The sequence below is a fragment of the Streptomyces bambusae genome (assembly GCF_020532645.1).
Lineage (GTDB): Bacteria > Actinomycetota > Actinomycetes > Streptomycetales > Streptomycetaceae > Streptomyces > Streptomyces bambusae.
On record NZ_JAJAUZ010000023.1, the window covers coordinates 50,196 to 70,876 of the forward strand.

Sequence of the window (20,681 nt, forward strand, 5' to 3'; positions counted from 1 at the left end):
CCCGCCTGTGCGACCGAACTGGTCGTTCCACCGTAGCGCGCGCGGGCCCGGGGAGTTGACCGGTCAGCTGCCCGCGTCGGCCCGGCCCCAGTCCGGTCCTGCCGCCGCCCAGGCCCGGTCCAGGCGCGCGTACCGATGATGCATCAGTCTCCGTACGACCAGCCGCCGGACGGTGTCCACGAGCAGCGCCAGCGCGCCGGCCGCGGCGAAACCGGCCAGGCCCGCATAGGCGGCGGCCACCACCGGGTCCAGCGGCCGGGACACCGGGCGGCCCGTCCGGTCGGTCCAGATCCGCAGCCGGTCACCGGGCTTGGGGGTGCCGTCCACGGTGGTCACCGGCCCCGTCCGGGCCGTGCCGTCGGGCGCCGTCCACTCGGCGAGCACCCGCGGGTACGGGCCGGACTGCCCGCTCGGCGCCGACTCGGAACCCCCGGCGCCCCCGGCCGTCCCGGCGGCCGGGTCGGCGGGCGGCTCCTTCGGCGGGTGCAGCACGACGGCCGACACCTGCCGGCGGGCCTGCGCCTGCTCGCGTACCGCCCGCTGCAGGGTGTCGTCCACGCGGGTGCCCGCCACCAGGCCGGCCACCGGCGCCAGCACCAGCAGGCAGACCACGGCGGCTAACGCCACCCAGGCCTCCACCACATCCGTCCTCCTGCGCAGCGGATTGCGCCGCCAACGCCAGACACCCATCGCCGTCCGCACGGTCCGGCACCCCCTTTTGCCTCGGTCACAGCCTCCCCCATGCCCCGGGACGGTGCACCGCGACCCGCGGGGACGTGACCTGCGTTCACAACGTCCTCACGGCACCCGCGCGTTCCGGCCCGGGCCGCCCGTCGTGGGCCCGTGCTCATTCCAGGATCCGCACCTCGTCGCCGACGCGCACCGTGCCGAGCGTCACCGGCACCAGGTGCTGGCCGAAAACCAGCTGCTTCCCGAACCGGCGGTAGGCCCCCAGGGTGCGCAGCGGTTCCCGCCCGCGCTCGGCCGTGGCCTGGTCGGTGGTGGTGATGATGCAGCGCCCGCACTTCTTGGCGACCCGGAACTCGGCCTCGCCCACGGCGATCCGCCGCCACCGGTCCTCGGCCCACGCCCCGGCCCCGGCCACGACCACATTGGGCCGGAACCGGTTCATCGGCAGCGGCCCCTCGGCGGCGTGCTCGCCGCTCGCGATCAGCGCGTTCAGGGCGTCCAGGGAAGCCTGGGTCGCGACCATCACCGGGTAGCCGTCGGCCAGGCTCACCGTCTCGCCGGGCAGCGCGTACTCCGGGTCGACCGGCCGCCGGTGCTCCGGCGCGTCGAGGTGGACCAGCCGTACCGGGAGGCCCAGGTACGCGCTGAACCAGTCGTGCGCGGTCCCGTCCGCGAGGACGGCCTCGACCTTCTTCCCGAAGAGGGTCACCGCGACCGTCCCGTCCGCCCGGGGCACGGCCACGGTCAGCGGCGCGAGCCCCGGTGCGGTCAGTGCCACTCCGCCGCCCCCCAGCGGCAGAGCGGAGGCCAACGCCAGCCGGGGCTGTTCGCGTTGGGTGAGGACCGCGCCGTCAGGCGCGATCAGCGCCCACCTGCGGTCCCCGGACAGACCCCAGGGCTCCACGACCGCCTCCCGGGGGGCCGTGCCTCCCAGGGACTTGACGGGATGGACGTGGAGCGCCTGGACATGCATGTTCACCATGAGGGCATCGTGCCAGCCGGAACGGGCGGCTCGGCAGCCCCGTCTTCGACCTGCGACCCGCGGACGGTCAGTATCCGCGCCCCTGGTACTGCCGGCTGTACGGGTCCTCGTACGGGGCCTGCGCCGGGACCGGCGCCTGCATCGGACGCGGCGCGGCCGGGCGCATCGCCTCGTACCCGGTGGTCGCCACCGGCCGCATCGGCTGCGGGGCGGCGTACCCGCGGGCCGCGGCCTGCTGCGGGACGTACGGGGCCGGCGCGTGCTGCAGCGGCACCGGCTGGGCGGCGGCCATCTGCTGCTGGTACGGGTACCCGTACGCCGGGGTGTGCTGCTGCTGGCCCTGGTACGCCGGGACCGGCGCCGACGGGAGCGCGGGCAGCGCCGACGGCAGGGCCGGCAGGTGGCTGCTGCTGCTCAGCGCCGGATCGTAGGCGGCGGGGACGCGGATCGGGGCGATCTGCGGGGTGCCACGCTCGGCCACGAGGGAGTCGTAGATGGGGGTGTCCGGGAAGGACGGCGCGGAGTAGTAACCGCCGCCGTAAGAGGCGCGGGGGGAGGTCATGCGACATAAGTTAAGCCCACGGGTCCACCGGGTCTATAGCGAGGTTGCCCCGGGCCCGTGCCGACGGCCTTCTCCCCAGGTCAGAGCCGCCTTGCCAGGCGGTGTACACGCGTACGTTTCGTCACTTGCGCCCCTTTCTGCGCCGACTCGTACCGGCGGTAAGGCAAAGTTTTCTGACGCACTGTCACGCCTCGCCGTGCCCTGTCTCCGGCGCTGGTCGGACGTCCGGAGGGCCCACCGGCCCGCCGGGGCGGCGGCTGTACGTGCGCCCCTTCCAGGCGGCGCCCCGGCCGCGGTGGTGCTGCACCGCCGAATCCACCGTCATCAGCAGGTACAGGAACGCGGTCAGCGGCAGCAGCGGGGCGAGCCAGGAGGGCTGCCGGTAGTAGCGGAGCATCGGCAGGTACGTGCCCGCCATCACCAGCCAGGCCAGGCCGCCGGCCCAGGCGGTGGCCGGCCGCCCCGCCGCCAGGCCCAGCAGGGCGGCGGCCGGCGGCACCAGGTAGACCAGCACCAGCCCGGCCACCGTGCCCGCCAGCAGCAGCGGACTGTGCCGGAGCTGGGTGTAGGCGCTGCGCGAGACCATCCGCCACAGCTCCCCGAGCCCCGGGTACGGGCGGACGCTGTCGACCCGGTCCGCGAGGCCCAGCCAGATCCGGCCGCCGGAGCGCTGCACGGCCCGCGCGAGCGAGACGTCGTCGATGACGGCGTCCCGGATGCACTCCGGCACCCCGGCCTTCGCGGCCGCCGAGGTGCGCAGCAGGACGCAGCCGCCGGCGGCCGCGGCGGTACGGGAGCCGGGGCGGTTGATCCGGCGGAACGGGTAGAGCTGGGCGAAGAAGTAGACGAACGCGGGCACGACGAGGCGCTCCCATCCGGTGACCACCCGCAGCCGGGCCATCTGGGAGACCAGGTCCAGGTCCTGCGTGCAGGCGGCGGCCGTCAAGTGGCGCAGGCTGTCCGGTTCGTGAGCGATGTCCGCGTCGGTGAGCAGCAGGAAGCCCGGCTCGCGCGGGCCGGCGGTGCGGGCGTGGGCGATGCCGTGGCGCAGCGCCCACAGCTTGCCCGTCCAGCCCGGCTCGGGATCGCCCGGCGAGGTCACGGTGAGCGGCAGACCGCCGTGCCGGCGGGCGAGCGCGTGCGCGAGGGCGGCCGTGCCGTCCGTGCTGCCGTCGTCGACGAGGACGATCGTGGCCTCGCCCGGATAGTCCTGGGCGAGCAGGGACGGGAGGCTGTCGGGCAGGACGGCGGCCTCGTCACGGGCCGGGACCACGATGGCGACGTCGGGCCAGTGGCGGGGACCGGCCGCGTGCCGGGGCAGCCGGACGTCCGTCCGCCAGAAGAAGCCGTGCCCGAGCAGGAGCCACAGCCAGGCGGCGAGGGAGAGGGCCGCGGTCATCGTGACGAAGCGCATCTTCGGCAGTGTGCCGGATTCGGGGGCGGGGGTGCCGAACGGCGCGGGCGTGTTCTGCGTTGCGGCCCACGGGGCTCCGCCCCGGACCCCGGTCCTCAGTCGCCGTACGGGCTCGACTGTGCCCCCGGTCCTCGGTTTCCCCCGGCCTCAGGGGGGCTGGGAGGTGCCCCCGGGCCGGAGCTGAATGTGCCCGCAGCCCCCGTTGCGGCCCGGCCGGGGAGGGGGCGTCGATTAAAGTGACCGGGTGAAGATCGCGCTCATGGACTCGGGAATCGGGCTGCTGGCGGCCGCCGCCGCGGTGCGCCGGCTGCGGCCGGACGCCGACATCGTGCTCTCGTCCGACCCCGACGGGATGCCCTGGGGACCCCGTACCCCCGAGGACCTGACCGGACGCGCCCTCGACGTCGCGCGGGCCGCCGCCGGAGCGCTGCCGGACGCCCTGATCGTCGCCTGCAACACCGCCTCCGTGCACAGCCTGCCCGCGCTGCGGGCGGAGCTGGAGCCCGGCATCCCGGTCATCGGCACCGTCCCCGCGATCAAGCCCGCCGCCGCACGCGGCGGCAAGGTGGCGATCTGGGCGACCCCGGCCACCACCGGGAGCCCGTACCAGCGCGGGCTGATCCGCGAGTTCGCCGCCGGCGCGGAGGTCACCGAGGTGCCGTGCCCCGGGCTCGCCGACGCCGTGCAGTGGGCCGACGAGGACGCCGTACGCCGGACCGTCGCCGCCGCGGCGGCGCTGACCCCGCCCGACGTGACCGACCTCGTCCTCGGGTGCACGCACTACGAGCTGGTGGTCGAACCGATCGAGGCCGCGCTCCGGCTCCGTACCGGCGGCGCCCTCCCCGTCTTCCACGGGTCCGCGGACGCGGTGGCCGCGCAGGCCCTGCGCCGGGTGGGCGTGCCCGCCGCACCCGGGGCCGCCGCGACCGGCGGGCTGACGGTGCTGCTCAGCGGCCGGACCGGGGAGCTGCCCGCGGAGGCCCTGACGTACGAGGCGGGCCGGCTGCTGGCGGGGGCCGCGCCGGTGCGAGGCTGACGCGCTCCCTGCGCAGCAACGTTCCTCCGGGCGGCCCACGTGCGGTGCCGGCCGGTGGCGGGCTGAGTACGCTGCCTGCCATGGAGCATCCCCGCGGCACCTCAGCCGCGCTCTGGACGGGGCGGGCCACCAATCGCGCGCAGTGGCTGCTCGCCGCCGGCGGTGCGGCCTTCATGGCGCTGGGCATCGCGCTGGCCGTCGGATCCGCGTGGACCACGGGGCTCGTGGCGCCGGCCATGTCCGTGGTCGGCTGCGTGGCCGCCGGGCTGCTCGTGCTGTACGGCACGCTGGCGTTCGTCCACGTCGCCGTCACCGTCGACGACGAGGTGATGGAAGTCCGGTGCGGGCACATCGGGGTGCCGCGGCGGCGGATCCGGCTCAGCGAGGTGGCGGCGGCGTCGTTCGAACCGGCGGTGACGCCCCGGCAGTGGGGCGGGTGGGGGTACCGGTGGCGGCCGGAGATGGGGACGGCGGTCGTGGTGCGGCGGGGGGAAGGGGTGGTGCTGCGGATGGGGGACGGGCGGCTGTTCACCGTGACGGTGGACGACGCGGAGGCTGCCGTGCGGGTCATCCAGGCCCGGCTCCTGGCCCTGGCCCCACCGGGCCGCGCCTGATCCTGCGGGGCCGGGACGGTACCGGCCCCGTCGGGCGCACAGGGCCGCGTCGTACACTCCGGCAATGAGCAGCAGCGCGACACGGATCGCCGAGGACACACAGGCCCCCGCAGCGCCGGGCCGGCGCCGGCGAGGGGCGGCGACCGGCCGCGCCGGACTGGCCGCCGCGGCCGGAGTGCTGCTGTACCTCAGCTTCCCGCCCCGCCCCCTGTGGTGGCTCGCCGTACCGGCCTTCGCCCTGCTCGGACACGTGCTGTACGGCCGGCGGCCGCGCGCCGCGTTCGGGCTCGGACTGCTCGCCGGGCTGGGCTTCCTGCTGCCGCTGCTCGTCTGGACCGGCGAAGAGGTCGGCCCGGTGCCGTGGCTCGCGCTGACCCTCGTCGAGGCCCTGTTCGTCGCCGCCGGCGGCGTCGGCATCGCCCTCGTCACCCGGCTCCCGCTGTGGCCGGTGTGGGCCGCGGCCGTCTGGGTGGCCGCCGAGGGCGTGCGCGCCCGCTGGCCCTTCGGCGGCTTCTCCTGGGGCAAGATCGCCTTCGGCCAGGCCGACGGCGTCTTCATCCCGCTCGCCGCCGCCGGCGGCACCCCCCTCGTCGGCTTCGCCGTCGCCCTCTGCGGCTTCGGCCTGTACGCCGTCCTGCGCACCCTCCGCACCGCCCGGCCCGGCGCAGCCGCCGCCCCCCTCCGGCCCGCCGCCACCGCGGCCGCCGCCCTCGCCGTCCTGGTCCCGGTCGCCGGCGCCCTCGCCGCCCGCCCGCTCCTCCACTCCGGCGCCGAGGACGGCACCGCCACCGCCGCCGTCATCCAGGGCAACGTGCCCCGTGCCGGCTTCGACTTCAACGCCCAGCGCCGCGCCGTCCTCGACAACCACGCCCGCCGCACCGAGCAGCTCGCCGACGACGTCAAGGCCGGCCGGGTGCCCCGCCCCGACTTCGTGGTCTGGCCGGAGAACTCCTCCGACCTCGACCCGTACACCAGCCCCGACGCGTACGAGGTCATCGACCGCGCCGTGAAGGCGATCGGCGTGCCCGTCTCCATCGGTGCCGTGCTCGCCCCGCAGACCGGGCCGCTGCGCAACACCCAGATCCTGTGGGACCCGGTCAAGGGCCCCACCGCGACCTACGACAAGCGGCAGATCCAGCCCTTCGGCGAGTACATCCCGATGCGCTCCGTCGCCCGCATGTTCAGCTCCGACGTGGACCGGGTCCGCCGCGACTTCGGCCCCGGCGACAAGCCGGGCGTCTTCGACATGGCCGGCACCGGCGTGGGCCTGGTGACCTGCTACGAGGCCGCGTTCGACGGCCGGGTCCGGGACACCGTCCGGGCCGGCGCCCAGGTCATCTCCGTGCCCAGCAACAACGCGACCTTCGGCCGCAGCCAGATGACGTACCAGCAGCTGGCCATGGACCGGGTGCGCGCCGTCGAGCACAGCCGCACCGTGCTCGTCCCCGTCACCAGCGGCGTCAGCGCCGTCATCCGGCCCGACGGCACCGTCGTCCGGCAGACCGCGATGTTCGAGCCCGCGGCCCTCGTCGAGCAGGTCCCGCTGCGCTCCTCCCTGACGCCCGCCACCCGGCTCGGCGCCCTCCCCGAGTACATGCTGTTCGTCCTCGCCGCCGCCCCGCTCGGCTGGGTCCTCTACGGCGCGGCCCGCGCCCGGCGCCGGATGGCTCCCGAGGCCCCTTAGGGCCTGTCGTCAAACTCCCGTCTGCCCCGCGACGCCTGGCACGCACTCTCGCCGCACCGGGCGAAAGCCCGAGTACGTCCAGTACAAGGGCTCCCGCCCGGCACGCCGAGAGCACGCACCAGACGCCGCGGGGCCGCCCTCCGGGCGACGACAGGAGTTTGACGACAGGCCCTAGGGTCGGGGCATGGCCACCCCCGAGTTCATCCGCCGCATCCGCGCCACCGCCGGGCACCAGCTGCTCCTGCTGCCCGGCGTGACCGCCGTCGTCTTCGACGAGGACGGGCGGGTGCTGCTCGGCCGCCGCGCCGACACCGGCGGCTGGTCGGTCATCGGCGGCATCGCCGAGCCCGGCGAGCAGCCCGCGGAGACCGCCGTGCGCGAGGTGTACGAGGAGACCGCGGTGCGGTGCGTCGCCGAACGCGTCGTCCTCGTCCAGGCCCTGCATCCCGTCACCTACGCCAACGGCGACGAGTGCCAGTACATGGACATCACGTTCCGCTGCCGGGCCGTCGGCGGCACCGCGAAGGTCAACGACGACGAATCGCTCGACGTCGCCTGGTTCGCCCCCGACGGGCTGCCGCCGCTGGAGCCCTTCGCCCTCGACCGGATCCGCCGGGCGTCCCAGGACGGTCCGGCCTGGTTCGAACCCGCCGGCATGTGAGCCGGCCGGGCCGCGTCAGCCGCCCGAGACCGCGGCCTCCTCGTACAGCGCCCGGGCCGTGTCCCCGAGCACCGCGCTGTACGAGACCTCCGGGACCGTGCCGCCGCCCTCGTACCCGCCGAGCACGCCCGCGACCGCACCGGACGAGGTGAGCCACGGGCTCCCGCTGGTGCCGCCGCTCAGCTCCGTGCAGTCGATCTCGCGCTGCGTACTGCTCCACTTCTTCGTGGTGTTCGCGCAGATCAGCGGGGTCTCCCGGGCATTGGGGTAGCCGACGACCGTCACCGTCACGTCGTCCGGCTGCGCGGTGGCCAGAGGGAAGGCGCCCAGCACGTCCTGGACCTGCCGGCCGTCCAGCGGGGCCACCGTCGCGAACGCGATGTCCGCGTCCGGGTCCTCGGCCGTCTGCCACGCCGGATCCACGTACGCACCGGTCACCCGCCAGACCCCGTACGGAGCCTCGCCGTCGCGGTAGCCGGGCACGAACACCGTGTTCTGCACGTCGTCCAGGCAGTGCGCGGCGGTGGCGATCAGGTTCCGGTCGTCGCTGCGGACCACCGACGCCGTGCAGAAGTGCCCGCCGTCGAGGTCGCCCGCGAACAGGGCGCCCACCCGGTCGGTGACCCGGCTCGGCCGCGCTTCCGCGGTCACCCCGAGAGGCAGGGGAGCGGAGGCCGCGGGCTCACCCGTCGCCGCGACGAGCACGGCCAGGGCCGTCGTGGCGATCAGCATCCTGGGGGTTGCCCGGATGCCCGGTGCCGATCGGTAGGGCATGCGGTGGATCATGCCCCGACGATGGGCCGCGCGGCTATGGCCCAGGCCCGGTTTTACCTGAGAATCAGCTGTGAATACCGGCGACGGAAGATCACGTTCCGGACATCCGGTGCGAGTCGCCGTCCCGCTGCCCGGGCAGCCGCTCGTACACCGTCAGCCGACGCCCCCGTACGGAGAGGTCCGTCTCGACGCGGAAGTGCTGCCGGAGCACCCGGAGCTTGAGCCGGTCCAGCGCATTGCCCGGCAGTCGTGGGCGCGCGTCCGTGACCAGCAGGATCCGCTGCCGGCCGAGCATCGCCACGCGCAGCCGGCCCTGGCTGCCCTCGACGCCCTTGAGGGTGCCGGACTCCGCCGGGGTGCGGACCAGCGCGATGTCCGCGACGCCCGCGAATGCCTCCGGGGAGACCAGCGCGGTGTCCCGGCGCGCGGCCGGCAGGAACAGCACGGCGTCCCCCGGCCGCTTTGCTGCGGCCACCTCGCCGGCCACCGCGAACACGTCGTCCGCCCGGCTGCCCGGTGCCCGTTCGGCCCGCTCCAGCGGCAGCAGCGCCGCGAACGCCGCCAGCGCCGCCACCGGAACCACCAGCGCCGCGGCCCGCGGCGACCGGCGGGCCGTCGCCCGTACCAGCGCGCCCAGCGCATGGCCCGCGAGCAGCGCCAGCCCGAGCATAGAGAACAGCACGTACCGCTCCAGGTACAGCGGCTTGGCGAGCGAGGCCGCGAGCAGCGCCAGCTGCGGCACGACGAGCAGCGGCAGGCCCACCGCCGGCGCGGCCGGCCGGCCCGCCCGCGGCCCGCGGACCAGCGCGCACGCCCCGCCGGCCAGCAGCAGCGCACCCGGGCCGGCCAGGGTGTGCCAGGTCGTCGGCGGGATCCACGAGACCTGCCCCGACTGGGACCGGCTGAACAGCACCAGCGGCAGCGCACCGGCCACCGCGCAGGCCACCGCGGCCGCCCACCGCCGCAGCAGCGCCCGGTCCGCGCGCACCCAGGCCAGGGTGGCGGCGTGCGCGGCCGCCACCAGCAGCGAGAACCAGTTCAGCAGGGCGCAGCCCAGCAGCAGGAGCCCGTACCCCGCCCACATCGGGCGCCGCCCGGGGCCAGGGCCGTCGAGCGCCCGGACCAGCAGCCAGCCGGACGCCGCCGCACCCGCCGTGACCAGGGCGTACGGGCGGCCCTCCTGTGCGTGGAACTGCATCGCCGGCAGCAGGGCGACGGTGAGGCCGGCCGCCAGGCCCGCCCACCGGCCGCCGGTCCGCGCCCCCGTGAGCGCGGTGAACCCGGCAGCGGCCGCCACGGCCAGCACGGACGGCAGCCGCAGCGTGGTGGTGCTGTCCCCGAAGACCGTGAACAGCCCGTGCACGAAGAAGTAGTAGAGGCCGTGGACGGCGTCCACCTGCCCGAGCATGTGCCAGATCTCCGGGACCGTCCGCAGCGCGGACTGCCAGGTCGCCGCCTCGTCCCGCCACAGACTGTGCCCCCGCGACAGCCCCCACAGGCCCAGCGCCAGCGCGGCCAGTACGGGCACAAGCGGCACCGCCGCGGCCGGCGGCACGGGCCCGGAACGGGCCGGCCGGCGCCCGGTGCCGGACGGCAACGGGGCCGCGGGGGCGGCCTGCGGGACAACGGCGGATATGGGAGGCATCAGGCTCTCGGGGCGGTCGCGGCGGGCGGTGGGACGGGCGGGCCGGCGGTCCTGCCGGCTCCGGCCCGCGTCTATAGACGGAACGGAGGGGCCGCGGGTTGCCCTTGTGCACCGCGGAGCTGAAATCCGGCCACGGCCCGCGCCTAGCCTCGGCGCAGGAGCACGAGAGGGGAGCCACCCGGTGAGCAGCTGGCTGATCCACGACTACCGCGAGAGCGATCTCGCCGCGGTGGTCCATCTGATCGACACCACCGCCGAACTCGGCCAGGAGTCGGTGTTCTCGCTGGCCGAGTGCATCGGTGCGCTCACCGGGCGGCAGCCCGCGGTGGTCGCCGTCCACCAGGGCGTCCCCATCGGCGCGGCGCTCGCCACCGTGTCCGGGGAGCGGGCCTGGGTGATGCGGATCGCCATCAACTCCGGCTGGCGCGGGCGGGGGCTGGCCAGTGCGCTGCTGGTCGAGCTGGAGCGCCGGCTGGTCGCCGCCCGGGTCGGCCGGATCGCGTACGTGCTGCCGGAGGAGGACCTGCTGGGGGAGGGGCTGCTGAACGCCGGCTACACGCGGCAGCCGGCGGTGGCGTACTTCGAGAAGACGGAGCCGCTGCACGGGCCGGCGGCCGGGCTGCTCGACGACCTCGGCGGCGCCTTCCTGCCCGGCGGCCTGTGGGGGCGGGTGGCCGGCATGGAGAAGGAGAAGGACCTCATCGAACGGCGGGTGGTGCTGCCGCTCGCCGAGCCGGAGCGGGCGGCGCAGCACGGCGTGCGGCCGCCGCGGGCCATCACCCTGTTCGGGCCGCCGGGGACCGGGAAGACGACGTTCGCGCGGGCCATCGCCTCGCGGCTGGGCTGGCCGTTCGTGGAGCTGCTGCCGTCGCGGCTGGCCGACGAGGGCAACCTGGCGGCCGCGCTGCGCACGGCGTTCGCACGGATCGGAGAGCTGGAGCGGGTGCTGGTGTTCATCGACGAGGTCGAGGAGATCGCGCCGGTCCGCGGGGAAGCGGTGGGCGGGCCGGGCGGGGTGCACGGGGTGACGAACGAGCTGCTGAAGCTGATCCCGCGGTTCCGGGAGGGGGACGAGCGGCTGCTCGTGTGCGCGACGAACTCCGTCCGGTCGCTGGATCCGGCGTTCCTGCGGCCCGGGCGCTTCGACTACCTGATCCCGATCGGGACGCCCGACGAGGCGGCGCGGGCGGCGATCTGGTCCCGCTACACGGCGGGGCGGGCGGACGTGGACGTGGCGGCGCTGGTCGCGGCGACCGAGATGTTCTCGCCGGCGGACATCGAGCATGCGGCGCGGATCGCCGCGCAGGTGTCGTTCGAGCGGGATCTGGTGCGGGGGGCGGAGCCGGTCGTGCCGGGGGCCACCACGGCGGACTACCTGGCGGCCGTCGCCGCCGGGCGTCCGACCGCGACGCCGGCCCTCCTGGAGGCCTTCGCCGCCGACATCACGACCCACGCCCGCGCCTGAGCCCGGGCCCCGGTCGCCGGCGCGGCTCAGAGAACGGGGCTCCGCCCCGGACCCCGCGCCTCAAACGCCGGCGGGGCTGGATTTCGGGGCTCCGCCCCGGACCCCGGACCCCGGACCCCGGTCCTCAAGCGCCGGGTGGGGTGGGGGGTGCGGCGGAGCCCTGGTTGGGGGTTGCGGCGGGATTCGGTCCTGGTTCTCACGTGCCGGTGGGGGCGGCTGTTGGAGGGAGTAGGGTCGGAGGCCGGACCGTGCGGAGAGGGGATGCGATGGGGCTTGCGATATTCCTGACGCTGCCGGGGCTGGCCATCGCGCTCACGGCCCTCGCCTTCGCCGACTTCGCCCTGGTCCGGGCCGGCCGGGCCGGCCTGCTCCCCGCGCGCTGGAGCGGCCGCAACGGCCAGGTCTCCGCCATCGGCTTCGAGCAGCTTCACGCGAGCTTCTCGCCGGGCAAGCAGAACGAACTGAAGGAGCGCCAGAGCTCCCTCGTCCTGCGCGCGGACGAGGAGGACGGCGCGCCGCCCCGGACCCGGGTCGACCTCGACGGCGGCAAGGCCGTCATCCGCCTCCCCGGCACCGGACCGGCCTGACCACCGCGCTCAGCCGCAGCGGTACGTGAACTCCGCACCGGCCGTCCGGGGCAGCGGGGACAGGACTTCGACGCGGACCTCGGCGCGGTATTCGCCCCGGCCGCGGAACGTCCACAGCAGCCGCAGGCGCGTTTCCCGCTGGCCGCTCGGCACCCGCTCGGTGAGCGTCTCCGAGCGGGTCCCGTCGTTGCGGACCCACCGGTAGGCCAGCGTGCCGGGGCGGCCGTCGGTGCGGACCAGGGCCGTGATCTCGGCGGCCGAGTCACACGCCGGGCCGTCGGCGGGGGCGGACACCCGTACGCTGTGGACCTCCATCGCCGGCCCGTACCGCTGCCAGCCCAGATAGCAGAGCACCGCCAGCAGCACCGCGCAGGCCAGCGCGTACCGGCGCAGCCCGCCGCGGCGGACGGGCTCGGGCGGCGGCGGGGCGCCGTGCCAGACGAGCGTCGTGCCGTCGAAGCCGCGCGGCCGCGGCACCGCCGCCGTCACCCCAGGCCCGAAGCGCAGCACCGCCCCCTCGACCCGGTCGGGCACCGGCAGCTGCCGGGTCGTCCGCACGGTGTCGGGGTGGTCGCCCGGCCCGTCGAACCAGTGGCTGCCCAGCACCGTCGCGCTGTAGTCGCCGTCGGAGTCCGGCGCGGGACCCTGGCTGTAGGGAATCCGTGGATCGCTCATGTGATCGTGCACCGCCTGGTGAGGAGCTCCCGTACGGACGAGCCGTTGCCGGCCGCGGGCCGGGTGGTGGCGCGGACCGCCCAGTAGCAGCCGCTGCCGGTGAAGGAGTGCGTCGCGGTCAGGGGGCCGCCGTGGACGGTGAGGACGTCCGTGCCTTCCGCGGCGCCGAGCCGGCCGGACGCGTCGGAGGTGAACCACTCGAGCGTCACCGAGACCGGGCCGCGGCCCTCGGTGGCCACCGACACGACCGCCTCGCCGCCGGCCACCCCGGTCTGCCGGAACGAGGACACCTCCACCGACCGCACCCGCACCGGCGGTTCCGGTGGCCGGGTGGTCACGCTCGGCGTCGGAGACGGGGACGGGCGGACGGTCCGGGTCGGCGTCGGCAACGGTGTCCACGTCGGTGTCCACGTCGGGGTCCGGGTGGGCGTCCACGTCGGTGCCGGGGAGGGCGGCCACCCGGACCGGCTCGGGCTCGGCGAGGACTCCGGCGTACCCGACGGCCATCCGGTGACCGAAGCCGAAGGCGAGGGCGAGGGGGTGGCCGGCTGCGCCGTCGGCCCGCCGCCCCCCGGCGATGCGGCCGTCGTCGCGAAACTGCTCACCGCCGCCCGCCCGCCCGGCTCCCCGCCCGCCGCCTGCGACGCGAACACCAGCACCGCGCCGGTCACGGCCGCGATCGCGGTGGCGAACCAGCCGCCCCGCCCCGGCCACCAGGTGCCACCGCCACCGCCACCGCCCAGCGCCGTCTCGGCCAGCGCCGTCGTGCCGGCCGCCGCACCGCCGGCAGCCGACGGGAACAGCAGCGGCAGCAGCGCCGCCAGCGCGGCCAGCTTGCGCTGCCCGCGCTCCTCCCAGTCCGGCCCGTACCCGGCCGCCGCCACGGCCTCCAGTTCCGCGACGAACGCCTCGGCGTTCTCCGGCCGGTCCTCCGGCGCCTTCGCCAGGCCCCGCCGGATCAGCGCCCGTACCGGCTCTGGTGCCTCCGCGTCGGGCACCGGTGCCTCGATGTGCCGCAGCGCCAGCTCGGCGAAGTTCTCCCCGGCGTACGGCTTGCGGCCGGTGAGGCACTCGAAGAACGTGGCGGTCGCCGCATACACGTCGGCAGCCGGCGAGGCGGGCCGGCCCTGCCACTGCTCGGGCGCCATGTACGCCGGCGTACCCGCGACACCGGGCGTGGTGCCGCGGCCCGCCGCGATCCCGAAGTCCACCAGCTTCGACGCGCCGTCCTGACCGACCAGCACGTTCTCCGGCTTGTAGTCGCGGTGCACGACCCCCGCCCGGTGCGCCGCCGCCAGCCCCAGCAGCGACCCCTTCAGCACCAGCAGGGCCGCTTCCGGGCCGGTGTGCCCCTCCTGGGCGAGCAGCGCGCGCAGGGCGATGCCGTCGACCAGCTCCATCACGATGGCCGCGCCCTCGGGCGCCTCCACGTACTCGTACAGCCCGACCACGTGCGGCGAGTGCAGCCCGCCGAGCAGCCGGGCCTCCGCGCGGAACTCCCGTACGAACGCGGGATCCCGGCGGAACCGCTCGCTGAGGTACTTCACGGCCACCGGAGTCCCGGTCGCCCCGTGCACGGCGAGGACCACGCGTCCGCTGCCGCCCGAGCCGAGCTCCCGGGTCTCCGTGTAACCGGGGACCGTCCACGCGTTCATCTGCGCCCCCTGGGCGGACCGGCCCGCCGCGACGTGCCTGAGTGGTGTGCCCTGACTGCTGGCTGTGACACCTCACCAGACACGTTTCCCGCCACGGCCGGTTCCCACCCCCGCAGGGGGCAACCCGTCAGGGTGCCGGCTGCTCCGCCAGGTGTTCGGAGAGCCGGTCCAGGAACGCCGTCTGCGCCGCCACCAGCTTCCCGCGGGCCGCCCCGACGGTGAACCAGGCGACCCGGTCCAGCTCGGGGAACTCCTCTCTCCGCCCAGAGCCGGGCGGCCACTCCATGGTGAAGGTGCCCGGACGCATCCGGGCCGGGTCGAAGTCGGCGGCCACCGCCCACACCGTCACCAGCTTGCCGTTGGCCTGCCGCACCTCGCCCAGCGGCACGTACGGGCCGGGCGGCGCGGGCCGGCCCAGTTCCTCCTCGAACTCCCGGCGGGCCGCCGCCTGCGGCGCCTCCGCCGGTCCGTACTCGCCCTTGGGGATGGACCAGGCAGCCGCGTCCCGCCGTTCCCACAGCGGCCCGCCCATGTGCCCGAGCAGGACCTCCGTGCCGTCCGGGCCGGGGCGGTGGAGGAGCAGACCTGCACTGCGTTTCTGTGTCATGCGCTCATCCCTGCCCCGCCGCCCCGGCCCCCAACTGCCGGGGCGACGGGAGTATGGGAGCGTCAGTGGTCGTGCGGGCCCTCCCGGTGCACCGGCCCGTGCGGGGCGGCACAGTGCGGGTCCCCGGCGTCGCCCGCCGTACCCACCGTCAGCAACTCCTCCTGCACGTGGTCGACCTGGAGCGTGGTGTGGCCGATGCCGTAGTCGCCGCGCAGCAGCTGCTCCAGCTCCCGGCGCACGGCGTGGCAGTCGCCGGCCGGCTCCACCAGCACGTGCGCGGACAGCGCCGCCTCGCCCGAGGTGATCGTCCATATGTGCAGGTCGTGCACCTCGGCCACCGGGCCGTGCCGCACCAGCCGGTCGCCGACCGCATCCGGGTCCAGGTGCGCCGGGGCGGCCTCCAGGAAGATCCGGCCCGACTCGTGGACCAGTCCGTACCCGGCCTTGACCATCAGCGCCACCACGACCAGCGTGGCGATCGCGTCGGCCTGCACGAACCCGGTGGTCAGCACGACCAGACCGGCGACGGCGGTGCCGATGAAGGCGAACAGGTCGTTGAGGATGTGCTGGTAGGCGCCCTCGACGTTCAGCGAGGTCCGGTTCGCCTTCGATATGCACCAGGCGGCGATGACGTTCACGACGATGCCCGCCAGCGCCGTCACCAGCACCAGCCCGCCCTCGACCTCCGGCGGATCCACCAGCCGGCGCACCGCCTCGTACGCCAGCCAGACCGCGAGCAGCAGCAGCGTCAGCCCGTTGGCCTGGGCGGACAGTATCTCCGCGCGCTTGAGCCCGTACGTGAAGCCGCCCTTGGCGGGCCGCGCCGACAGCCTCATCGCGATCAGGGCCAGCACGATCGAGACCGCGTCGGTGAGCATGTGCGCCGCGTCCGACAGCAGGGCCAGCGAGCGGGCCAGGATGCCGATCGTGACCTCGACGGCCATGAACGCGGCGATCAGGCCCAGGGCGATGCCCAGCCAGCGCCGGTCGGCGTTCTCCGCCACCCCGTGCGCGTGGCCGCCGGGGCCGTGCGCGTGGCCGGCGTGCCCGGCGTGGCCCCCGGAGCGGTCGTGCGTCTGATCGTGGTCGTGATCGTGTGCATGCGAGCCCATGCGGTCCCCCGAAATGCGTTCGAAGCGGTCCGTCCGACGCGTGAAGTGAAGCGCACCTCGGCGGGAACGGCAAAGGCTGCACCGGTGACCGTTGTCATTACACATAAGGGGGCTCTGACCTGCGGTTATGCCCTCCGGTCAGGTTCGTGGGAAAATCTGCTCATGGTCCAGCCGTCCGGCGCGCAGGCCGCGCCCGAGCTCGTCCTGGAAACCGACACGGGCGCCACCATGGTGATCAGCCCGGGCCGGGTCTACCACGTCGGCCGCGACCCCCTCAGCGAGGTCTTCCTCGACGACGCCCGGGTCTCCTGGCACCACGCGGTCCTCCGCCCCGACGGGGACCACTGGACCGTCGAGGACGAGGACAGCACCAACGGCACGTACGCCGACGGCCGCCGCATCCACGCCTGGGGCGTCGGACCCGGCACCGTGCTCTGCTTCGGCAGCCTCACCGACGGGCCCCGTGCCGTCCTCGCCGGCCGCCCGCCGCCCGCCCCGCCCGCCGCCCCCGGCTACCGCAACTCCCGGCCCTCCGGCGTCCACAGCCCCGGTCTGACCGGCACCTTCCGGCAGCCGACCTCGGTCCGGCCGCTGCCCGCCCGGGCCCCGTTCCGGATCGGCCGCGGACCCGGCAACGACCTGGTCGTCGACGACCTCGTGGTCTCCCGCCGGCATGCCGAACTCGTCGCCCACGCCGACGGCACGTACGAGATCGTCGACCTCGGCAGCCACAACGGGACCTACCTCAACGGCGCTCCCGTCACCCGCGCGCGGATCGGCGAGGGCGACATCGTCGGCATCGGGCACAGCGCCTTCTGCCTGGTCGGCGACCACCTCCAGGAGTACGTCGACACCGGTACGGTCTCCCTCGACGTCCAGGACCTCGCCGTCGCCGTCGACCACGGCCGCAAGGTCCTCCTCGACCACGTGTCCTTCCCCGTCGGCGAGAAGTGCCTGCTCGCCGTCGTCGGCCCCAGCGGCGCGGGCAAGTCCACCCTGCTCGGCGCCCTCACCGGGCTGCGCCCCGCCGACCAGGGCACCGTCCTGTACGACGGCCGCGACCTGTACCGCGACTACGCCGAACTCCGCAGCCGCATCGGCCTCGTCCCGCAGGACGACATCCTGCACGCCCAGCTCACCGTCCGCCGGGCCCTCGCGTACGCCGCCGAACTCCGCTTCCCGCAGGACACGGCCAAGGCCGAACGCGAGGCGCGCGTCGACGAGGTGATCCGCGAACTCGGCCTTCAGCAGCGGGCCGACCAGCCCATCCACAGCCTCTCCGGCGGCCAGCGCAAACGCGTCTCCGTCGCCCTGGAACTCCTCACCAAGCCCTCGCTGCTGTTCCTCGACGAGCCGACGTCGGGCCTCGACCCCGGCATGGACCGGTCGGTCATGCACATGCTGCGCGGACTCGCCGACGACGGCCGCACCGTCATCGTCGTCACCCACAGCGTGCTCTCCCTCGACGTCTGCGACCGCCTCCTGGTGCTCGCCCCCGGCGGCCGGATCGCCTACTACGGGCCGCCCGCCGACACCCTCGGCTTCTTCGGGTTCGAGCAGTGGCCGGAAGCCTTCGAGGCGTTCGAGAACGAGCGGGACCGGGACTGGGCGGGCGAGTACCGCCGCTCCGCCCTGCACCGGCAGTACATCGCCGACGCCGCCGCCCGCCCGGCCCCCGCCGGGGGCGGGCCGTCCGCCCGGCCGCCCGCGCCCCCGCCGCCCACCCCGCAGAGCTGGGGGGCCCAACTGCGCACCCTGGTCCGCCGGTACGCGGCCGCGCTCGCCGCCGACCGCACCTTCCTCGTCATCATGATCGCGCTGCCGTTCGTGATGGGCGCCATGGCCCGCGCCCTCGCCGGCAGCGAACTCACCGCCGAGACCGCCATGAACGCGCTGCTGATCCTGTGCGTCGGCGGCGTGCTCACCGGCGCGGCCAACGCGGTCCGTGAACTCGTCAAGGAGCGGGCCATCTACCGGCGCGAGAGAGCCGTCGGCCTCTCCCGCTCCGCATACCTGGTGTCCAAGGTGGTGGTCCTCGGCACCGTCACCGTGGTGCAGGCGGTCGTCCTCACCCTGGTCGGCCTCGCCGGGGTGGACCTCGGCGCGCCTGGCGGGGAGGGCGTGCTGCTGCCGCCGCTCGCCGAGCTCGTCATCGCCGTCGCGCTGCTCTCGTTCACCGCGATGATGCTCGGGCTGCTGGTGTCCGCCCTCGTCCGCAAGGAGGAGGTCACCATGCCGCTGCTGGTGCTGCTGGCCATCGTGCAGGTGGTGTTCTGCGGGGCGCTCCTGAAGCTGGACGGCGTACCGGTCGTGGAGCAGCTGGCCTGGCTGGTGCCCTCGCGGTGGGCGCTGGCCGCGATGGCCGGCACGATCGGTCTGGCCGACATCGTCCCCGGGAAGATCACCGCCGACCCGTTCTTCGAGCACGCCACCGGGGTCTGGCTGCTCAACCTCGGCATGCTGGTGGCGCTGTCCCTGGTGTTCGGGCTGGTCGTCGTGCGGCTGCTGCGCCGCCACGAGCCCGCCATCATGCGGAAGTGACCGCGATGGCCGGCGAAGGCGCCCCGGAGTTCCGCCCCACGCACGTGGTGCCCCAGGAGGGGCTGCCGGCCTGGGAGGGACCGGACGTGTCCCGGCCCACCCAGCCGCTCGACGCGTTCCTGCCGGTGGAACTCCTCGCCCGGCGCGGCGCCTGGGCGCAGATCCTGTGCGCGAACGGCTGGTCGGCGTGGGTGGACGGCCGCCTGCTGGTCGCCGTACCCGGCCGGCCTCCCGCCGCCGGGGAGCCGCTGAGCCGCGCCGAGGACCCGGCCCCGCTGCTGGCCCGCGCCGCCGAACTCCTCGACCGCTACCGCGCCGCCGCCGCGGACCTGGCCGCGGGCCGGACCGACGCGGAGGGCTTCCGCCGCGCCACGCACGGCCTGCGCGCCGGCATCGTCCTCGACGGCGAGTCGGCCTGGCTGTACGACGAGACCGCCGGCCGCTGGATGTACGACGACGGCACCCGCCTGACGACGTACGCGGCGGTGGAGACCCCGGCGGCCCGCACGTCGGTGGCGGGGCCGGGCCCGGAGGTGGCGCGGACGGACCCGGTGGGCGTGCAGTTCGACGTACCGGGGGAGACCTCTCCGCCGGCCTCCGGCCCGCCCCAGGGGCCGCGGCCCGAGCCCCCCGGGGCGGCCGCCGGTCACGCGCCGACGCGGGTGGTCGGGCCGGCCGGGTCCGGTGAGCGGCGGTGAGCGGGGTCGGGCGGGACGACAGCGGGCTGCCGTACGACCTGACGGGGCGGCAGATCGCCGGGTATCGGGTGGAGGCCGAACTCGGGCGGGGCGGGATGGCCGTGGTGTACCGCGCACACGACGTACGGCTCGGGCGTACCGTCGCGCTGAAGGTGCTCGCTCCCGAGTGGGCCCGCAACGACTCCTTCCGGGCTCGTTTCACCCAGGAATCGCAGGCGGCCGCCGCCATCGACCACCCGCACATCGTGCCGGTGTTCGAGGCCGACGAGGTGGAGGGGCTGCTGTTCATCGCCATGCGGTACGTCCCCGGGCAGGACCTGCGGGCCCTGCTGGACCGCACCGGTCCGCTGCCGCTGGCCGCCGCCATCCGGATCGCCACCCAGGTGGCGTCCGCGCTCGACGCGGCGCACGACCACGACCTCGTCCACCGGGACGTGAAGCCGGCGAACATCCTGGTCGCGGCCGGCACCGACGAGGACCATCCCGAGCACGTGTACCTCGCCGACTTCGGGCTGACGAAGAAGTCCCTGTCGCTGAGCGGGATCACGACCGTGGGCGACATCGTCGGGACCGTGAACTACATGGCGCCCGAGCAGATCGACGGGCTGGCGCTGGACGGGCGGTGCGATCAGTACAGCCTGGGGTGTGTGGTGCACGAGTTGCTGACGGGGGCGCCGCCGTTCCAGCGGGACAACGACTTCCTCGTGCTGATGGCGCACAAGACGGATCTGCCGCCGCTGGTGTCGGCGGTGCGGCCGGATCTGCCGGGCGGGGTGGACGAGGTGGTGGGGCGGGCGCTGGCGAAGGTGCCGGGGGACCGGTTTGCGAGCTGCCTCCAGTTCACGGGGGCGCTGCGTCTGGCGGCGCGGCCGGACCCGGCGCCCCCGGGCCCGCCGTCCCCGGGTCCCGCCCCGTTGCCCCCCGGGGCCCCGGCCCCACGGGAGCCGGCGTCAGGGCCGCGCCCGCTTCCCCCTCCGCCCTCCTGGGCCCTCCCGGTCCTGGGCCCCCGCCCCCACTGACCCTGCGTTGCCTTTCCCCACCCCGCCCCTTCCCGAACCGGGGCTCCGCCCCGGCCCCGGCGCATCCATCGCCGGCGAGGCTCAGGGACCGGGGCTCCGCCCCGCACCCCGGTCCTCAAGCGCCGGACGGGCTGGGGGGTGTGGCGGGGTGGGTGGCGTGAGGTGGGATCGGCGGGGCTCAAGGATCGGGGCGCCGCTCCGTGCCTGGGTCCTCAAGCGCCGGACGGGCTGGAATGTGCCCCCTGCCCGGACCTTTCCTG

19 protein-coding genes are annotated in these 20,681 nt (G+C 75.4%); 9 read left to right on the forward strand and 10 right to left on the reverse strand.

All coding sequences use genetic code 11. The annotated features are described in order from the left end of the window. Positions 1 to 63: 63 nt before the first annotated feature. From LG634_RS17955 to LG634_RS17970, 4 genes are all read right to left on the reverse strand, one after another. On the reverse strand, positions 64 to 690 hold the full coding sequence (locus LG634_RS17955) for an Rv1733c family protein (RefSeq protein WP_226734860.1): 627 nt from the start codon (positions 688 to 690) through the stop codon (positions 64 to 66). A gap of 157 nt (positions 691 to 847) precedes the next feature. After that, positions 848 to 1,672: an MOSC domain-containing protein gene (locus LG634_RS17960; RefSeq protein WP_226734861.1), complete on the reverse strand. Its 825-nt coding sequence runs from the start codon at positions 1,670 to 1,672 to the stop codon at positions 848 to 850. Between the two features lie 67 nt (positions 1,673 to 1,739). Then, the gene (locus LG634_RS17965; RefSeq protein WP_226734862.1) at positions 1,740 to 2,234 is read right to left on the reverse strand and encodes a DUF6643 family protein; all 495 of its coding nucleotides are present in this window, start codon (positions 2,232 to 2,234) and stop codon (positions 1,740 to 1,742) included. A gap of 184 nt (positions 2,235 to 2,418) precedes the next feature. Next, a complete protein-coding gene (locus LG634_RS17970; RefSeq protein ID WP_226734863.1) occupies positions 2,419 to 3,648 on the reverse strand; it encodes a glycosyltransferase in 1,230 nt (409 codons plus the stop codon). Positions 3,649 to 3,892: 244 nt separating this feature from the next. On the opposite strand from LG634_RS17970, the gene LG634_RS17975 reads away from it, so the two are divergent. The 4 genes from LG634_RS17975 (at position 3,893) to LG634_RS17990 (ending at position 7,643) form a co-directional block, all read left to right on the forward strand. Then, on the forward strand, positions 3,893 to 4,684 hold the full coding sequence (locus tag LG634_RS17975; protein ID WP_226734864.1) for a glutamate racemase: 792 nt from the start codon (positions 3,893 to 3,895) through the stop codon (positions 4,682 to 4,684). Between the two features lie 80 nt (positions 4,685 to 4,764). After that, positions 4,765 to 5,298 (forward strand): hypothetical protein, encoded by a 534-nt coding sequence (locus LG634_RS17980; RefSeq protein ID WP_226734865.1) that lies wholly within the window; start codon positions 4,765 to 4,767, stop codon positions 5,296 to 5,298. 64 nt (positions 5,299 to 5,362) lie between these two features. Further along, on the forward strand, positions 5,363 to 6,982 hold the full coding sequence (gene lnt, locus LG634_RS17985) for an apolipoprotein N-acyltransferase (protein WP_226734866.1): 1,620 nt from the start codon (positions 5,363 to 5,365) through the stop codon (positions 6,980 to 6,982). 184 nt (positions 6,983 to 7,166) lie between these two features. Further along, on the forward strand, positions 7,167 to 7,643 hold the full coding sequence (locus LG634_RS17990) for an NUDIX hydrolase (protein ID WP_226734867.1): 477 nt from the start codon (positions 7,167 to 7,169) through the stop codon (positions 7,641 to 7,643). 15 nt (positions 7,644 to 7,658) lie between these two features. On the opposite strand, the gene LG634_RS17995 is transcribed toward LG634_RS17990, so the two are convergent. Together LG634_RS17995 and LG634_RS18000 are read right to left on the reverse strand one after the other, a co-directional pair. Beyond that, the gene (locus LG634_RS17995) at positions 7,659 to 8,417 is read right to left on the reverse strand and encodes a trypsin-like serine peptidase (protein WP_226734868.1); all 759 of its coding nucleotides are present in this window, start codon (positions 8,415 to 8,417) and stop codon (positions 7,659 to 7,661) included. A 91-nt stretch (positions 8,418 to 8,508) separates the two neighbouring features. Continuing rightward, positions 8,509 to 9,945, reverse strand: a complete 1,437-nt coding sequence (locus tag LG634_RS18000) for a glycosyltransferase family protein (protein WP_308072548.1) — start codon at positions 9,943 to 9,945, stop codon at positions 8,509 to 8,511. A 298-nt stretch (positions 9,946 to 10,243) separates the two neighbouring features. Here LG634_RS18000 and LG634_RS18005 point away from each other — a divergent pair, with 298 nt between their 5' ends. Continuing rightward, positions 10,244 to 11,527 carry an ATP-binding protein gene (locus LG634_RS18005; protein WP_226734869.1) on the forward strand — a complete coding sequence of 428 codons (1,284 nt, stop codon included), beginning with the start codon at positions 10,244 to 10,246 and terminating at the stop codon, positions 11,525 to 11,527. Positions 11,528 to 11,793: 266 nt separating this feature from the next. Beyond that, entirely contained in the window at positions 11,794 to 12,114 is a 321-nt protein-coding gene (locus tag LG634_RS18010; RefSeq protein ID WP_226734870.1) for a DUF6191 domain-containing protein, read from the forward strand. Positions 12,115 to 12,123: 9 nt separating this feature from the next. On the opposite strand, the gene LG634_RS18015 is transcribed toward LG634_RS18010, so the two are convergent. From LG634_RS18015 to LG634_RS18030, 4 genes are all read right to left on the reverse strand, one after another. Further along, positions 12,124 to 12,789, reverse strand: coding sequence for a hypothetical protein (locus LG634_RS18015; RefSeq protein WP_226734871.1), 666 nt, complete (start codon positions 12,787 to 12,789; stop codon positions 12,124 to 12,126). Continuing rightward, on the reverse strand, positions 12,786 to 14,444 hold the full coding sequence (locus LG634_RS18020) for a serine/threonine-protein kinase (protein ID WP_226734872.1): 1,659 nt from the start codon (positions 14,442 to 14,444) through the stop codon (positions 12,786 to 12,788). Before LG634_RS18020 ends, LG634_RS18015 begins: the two co-directional genes overlap by 4 nt. A 127-nt stretch (positions 14,445 to 14,571) precedes the next feature. Then, positions 14,572 to 15,051 (reverse strand): NUDIX hydrolase, encoded by a 480-nt coding sequence (locus tag LG634_RS18025; protein WP_226734873.1) that lies wholly within the window; start codon positions 15,049 to 15,051, stop codon positions 14,572 to 14,574. A 62-nt stretch (positions 15,052 to 15,113) separates the two neighbouring features. Continuing rightward, on the reverse strand, positions 15,114 to 16,163 hold the full coding sequence (locus LG634_RS18030; RefSeq protein ID WP_226734874.1) for a cation diffusion facilitator family transporter: 1,050 nt from the start codon (positions 16,161 to 16,163) through the stop codon (positions 15,114 to 15,116). Between the two features lie 162 nt (positions 16,164 to 16,325). Here LG634_RS18030 and LG634_RS18035 point away from each other — a divergent pair, with 162 nt between their 5' ends. Genes LG634_RS18035 through LG634_RS18045 form a run of 3 tightly spaced genes read left to right on the forward strand, consistent with a single transcriptional unit; the run spans position 16,326 to position 20,421 of the window. Further along, positions 16,326 to 18,704 carry an ABC transporter ATP-binding protein/permease gene (locus tag LG634_RS18035; RefSeq protein WP_226734875.1) on the forward strand — a complete coding sequence of 793 codons (2,379 nt, stop codon included), beginning with the start codon at positions 16,326 to 16,328 and terminating at the stop codon, positions 18,702 to 18,704. Between the two features lie 5 nt (positions 18,705 to 18,709). Further along, the gene (locus LG634_RS18040) at positions 18,710 to 19,402 is read left to right on the forward strand and encodes an SH3 domain-containing protein (RefSeq protein ID WP_226734911.1); all 693 of its coding nucleotides are present in this window, start codon (positions 18,710 to 18,712) and stop codon (positions 19,400 to 19,402) included. Further along, positions 19,399 to 20,421, forward strand: a complete 1,023-nt coding sequence (locus tag LG634_RS18045; protein WP_226734876.1) for a serine/threonine-protein kinase — start codon at positions 19,399 to 19,401, stop codon at positions 20,419 to 20,421. Before LG634_RS18040 ends, LG634_RS18045 begins: the two co-directional genes overlap by 4 nt. Positions 20,422 to 20,681: the final 260 nt, after the last annotated feature.

Bases quoted from the DNA above. Each gene is read 5' to 3' on its own strand.
- LG634_RS18035 (WP_226734875.1), top strand. From the start codon at position 16,326: ATGGTCCAGCCGTCCGGCGCGCAGGCCGCGCCCGAGCTCGTCCTGGAA.
- LG634_RS17990 (WP_226734867.1), top strand. From the start codon at position 7,167: ATGGCCACCCCCGAGTTCATCCGCCGCATCCGCGCCACCGCCGGGCAC.
- LG634_RS17965 (WP_226734862.1), bottom strand. From the start codon at position 2,234: ATGACCTCCCCCCGCGCCTCTTACGGCGGCGGTTACTACTCCGCGCCG.
- lnt (WP_226734866.1), top strand. From the start codon at position 5,363: ATGAGCAGCAGCGCGACACGGATCGCCGAGGACACACAGGCCCCCGCA.
- LG634_RS17995 (WP_226734868.1), bottom strand. From the start codon at position 8,417: ATGCCCTACCGATCGGCACCGGGCATCCGGGCAACCCCCAGGATGCTG.
- LG634_RS18015 (WP_226734871.1), bottom strand. From the start codon at position 12,789: ATGAGCGATCCACGGATTCCCTACAGCCAGGGTCCCGCGCCGGACTCC.
- LG634_RS18010 (WP_226734870.1), top strand. From the start codon at position 11,794: ATGGGGCTTGCGATATTCCTGACGCTGCCGGGGCTGGCCATCGCGCTC.
- LG634_RS17970 (WP_226734863.1), bottom strand. From the start codon at position 3,648: ATGCGCTTCGTCACGATGACCGCGGCCCTCTCCCTCGCCGCCTGGCTG.
- LG634_RS17980 (WP_226734865.1), top strand. From the start codon at position 4,765: ATGGAGCATCCCCGCGGCACCTCAGCCGCGCTCTGGACGGGGCGGGCC.
- LG634_RS18030 (WP_226734874.1), bottom strand. From the start codon at position 16,163: ATGGGCTCGCATGCACACGATCACGACCACGATCAGACGCACGACCGC.
- LG634_RS17955 (WP_226734860.1), bottom strand. From the start codon at position 690: ATGGGTGTCTGGCGTTGGCGGCGCAATCCGCTGCGCAGGAGGACGGAT.
- LG634_RS17960 (WP_226734861.1), bottom strand. From the start codon at position 1,672: ATGGTGAACATGCATGTCCAGGCGCTCCACGTCCATCCCGTCAAGTCC.
- LG634_RS18020 (WP_226734872.1), bottom strand. From the start codon at position 14,444: ATGAACGCGTGGACGGTCCCCGGTTACACGGAGACCCGGGAGCTCGGC.
- LG634_RS18025 (WP_226734873.1), bottom strand. From the start codon at position 15,051: ATGACACAGAAACGCAGTGCAGGTCTGCTCCTCCACCGCCCCGGCCCG.
- LG634_RS18040 (WP_226734911.1), top strand. From the start codon at position 18,710: ATGGCCGGCGAAGGCGCCCCGGAGTTCCGCCCCACGCACGTGGTGCCC.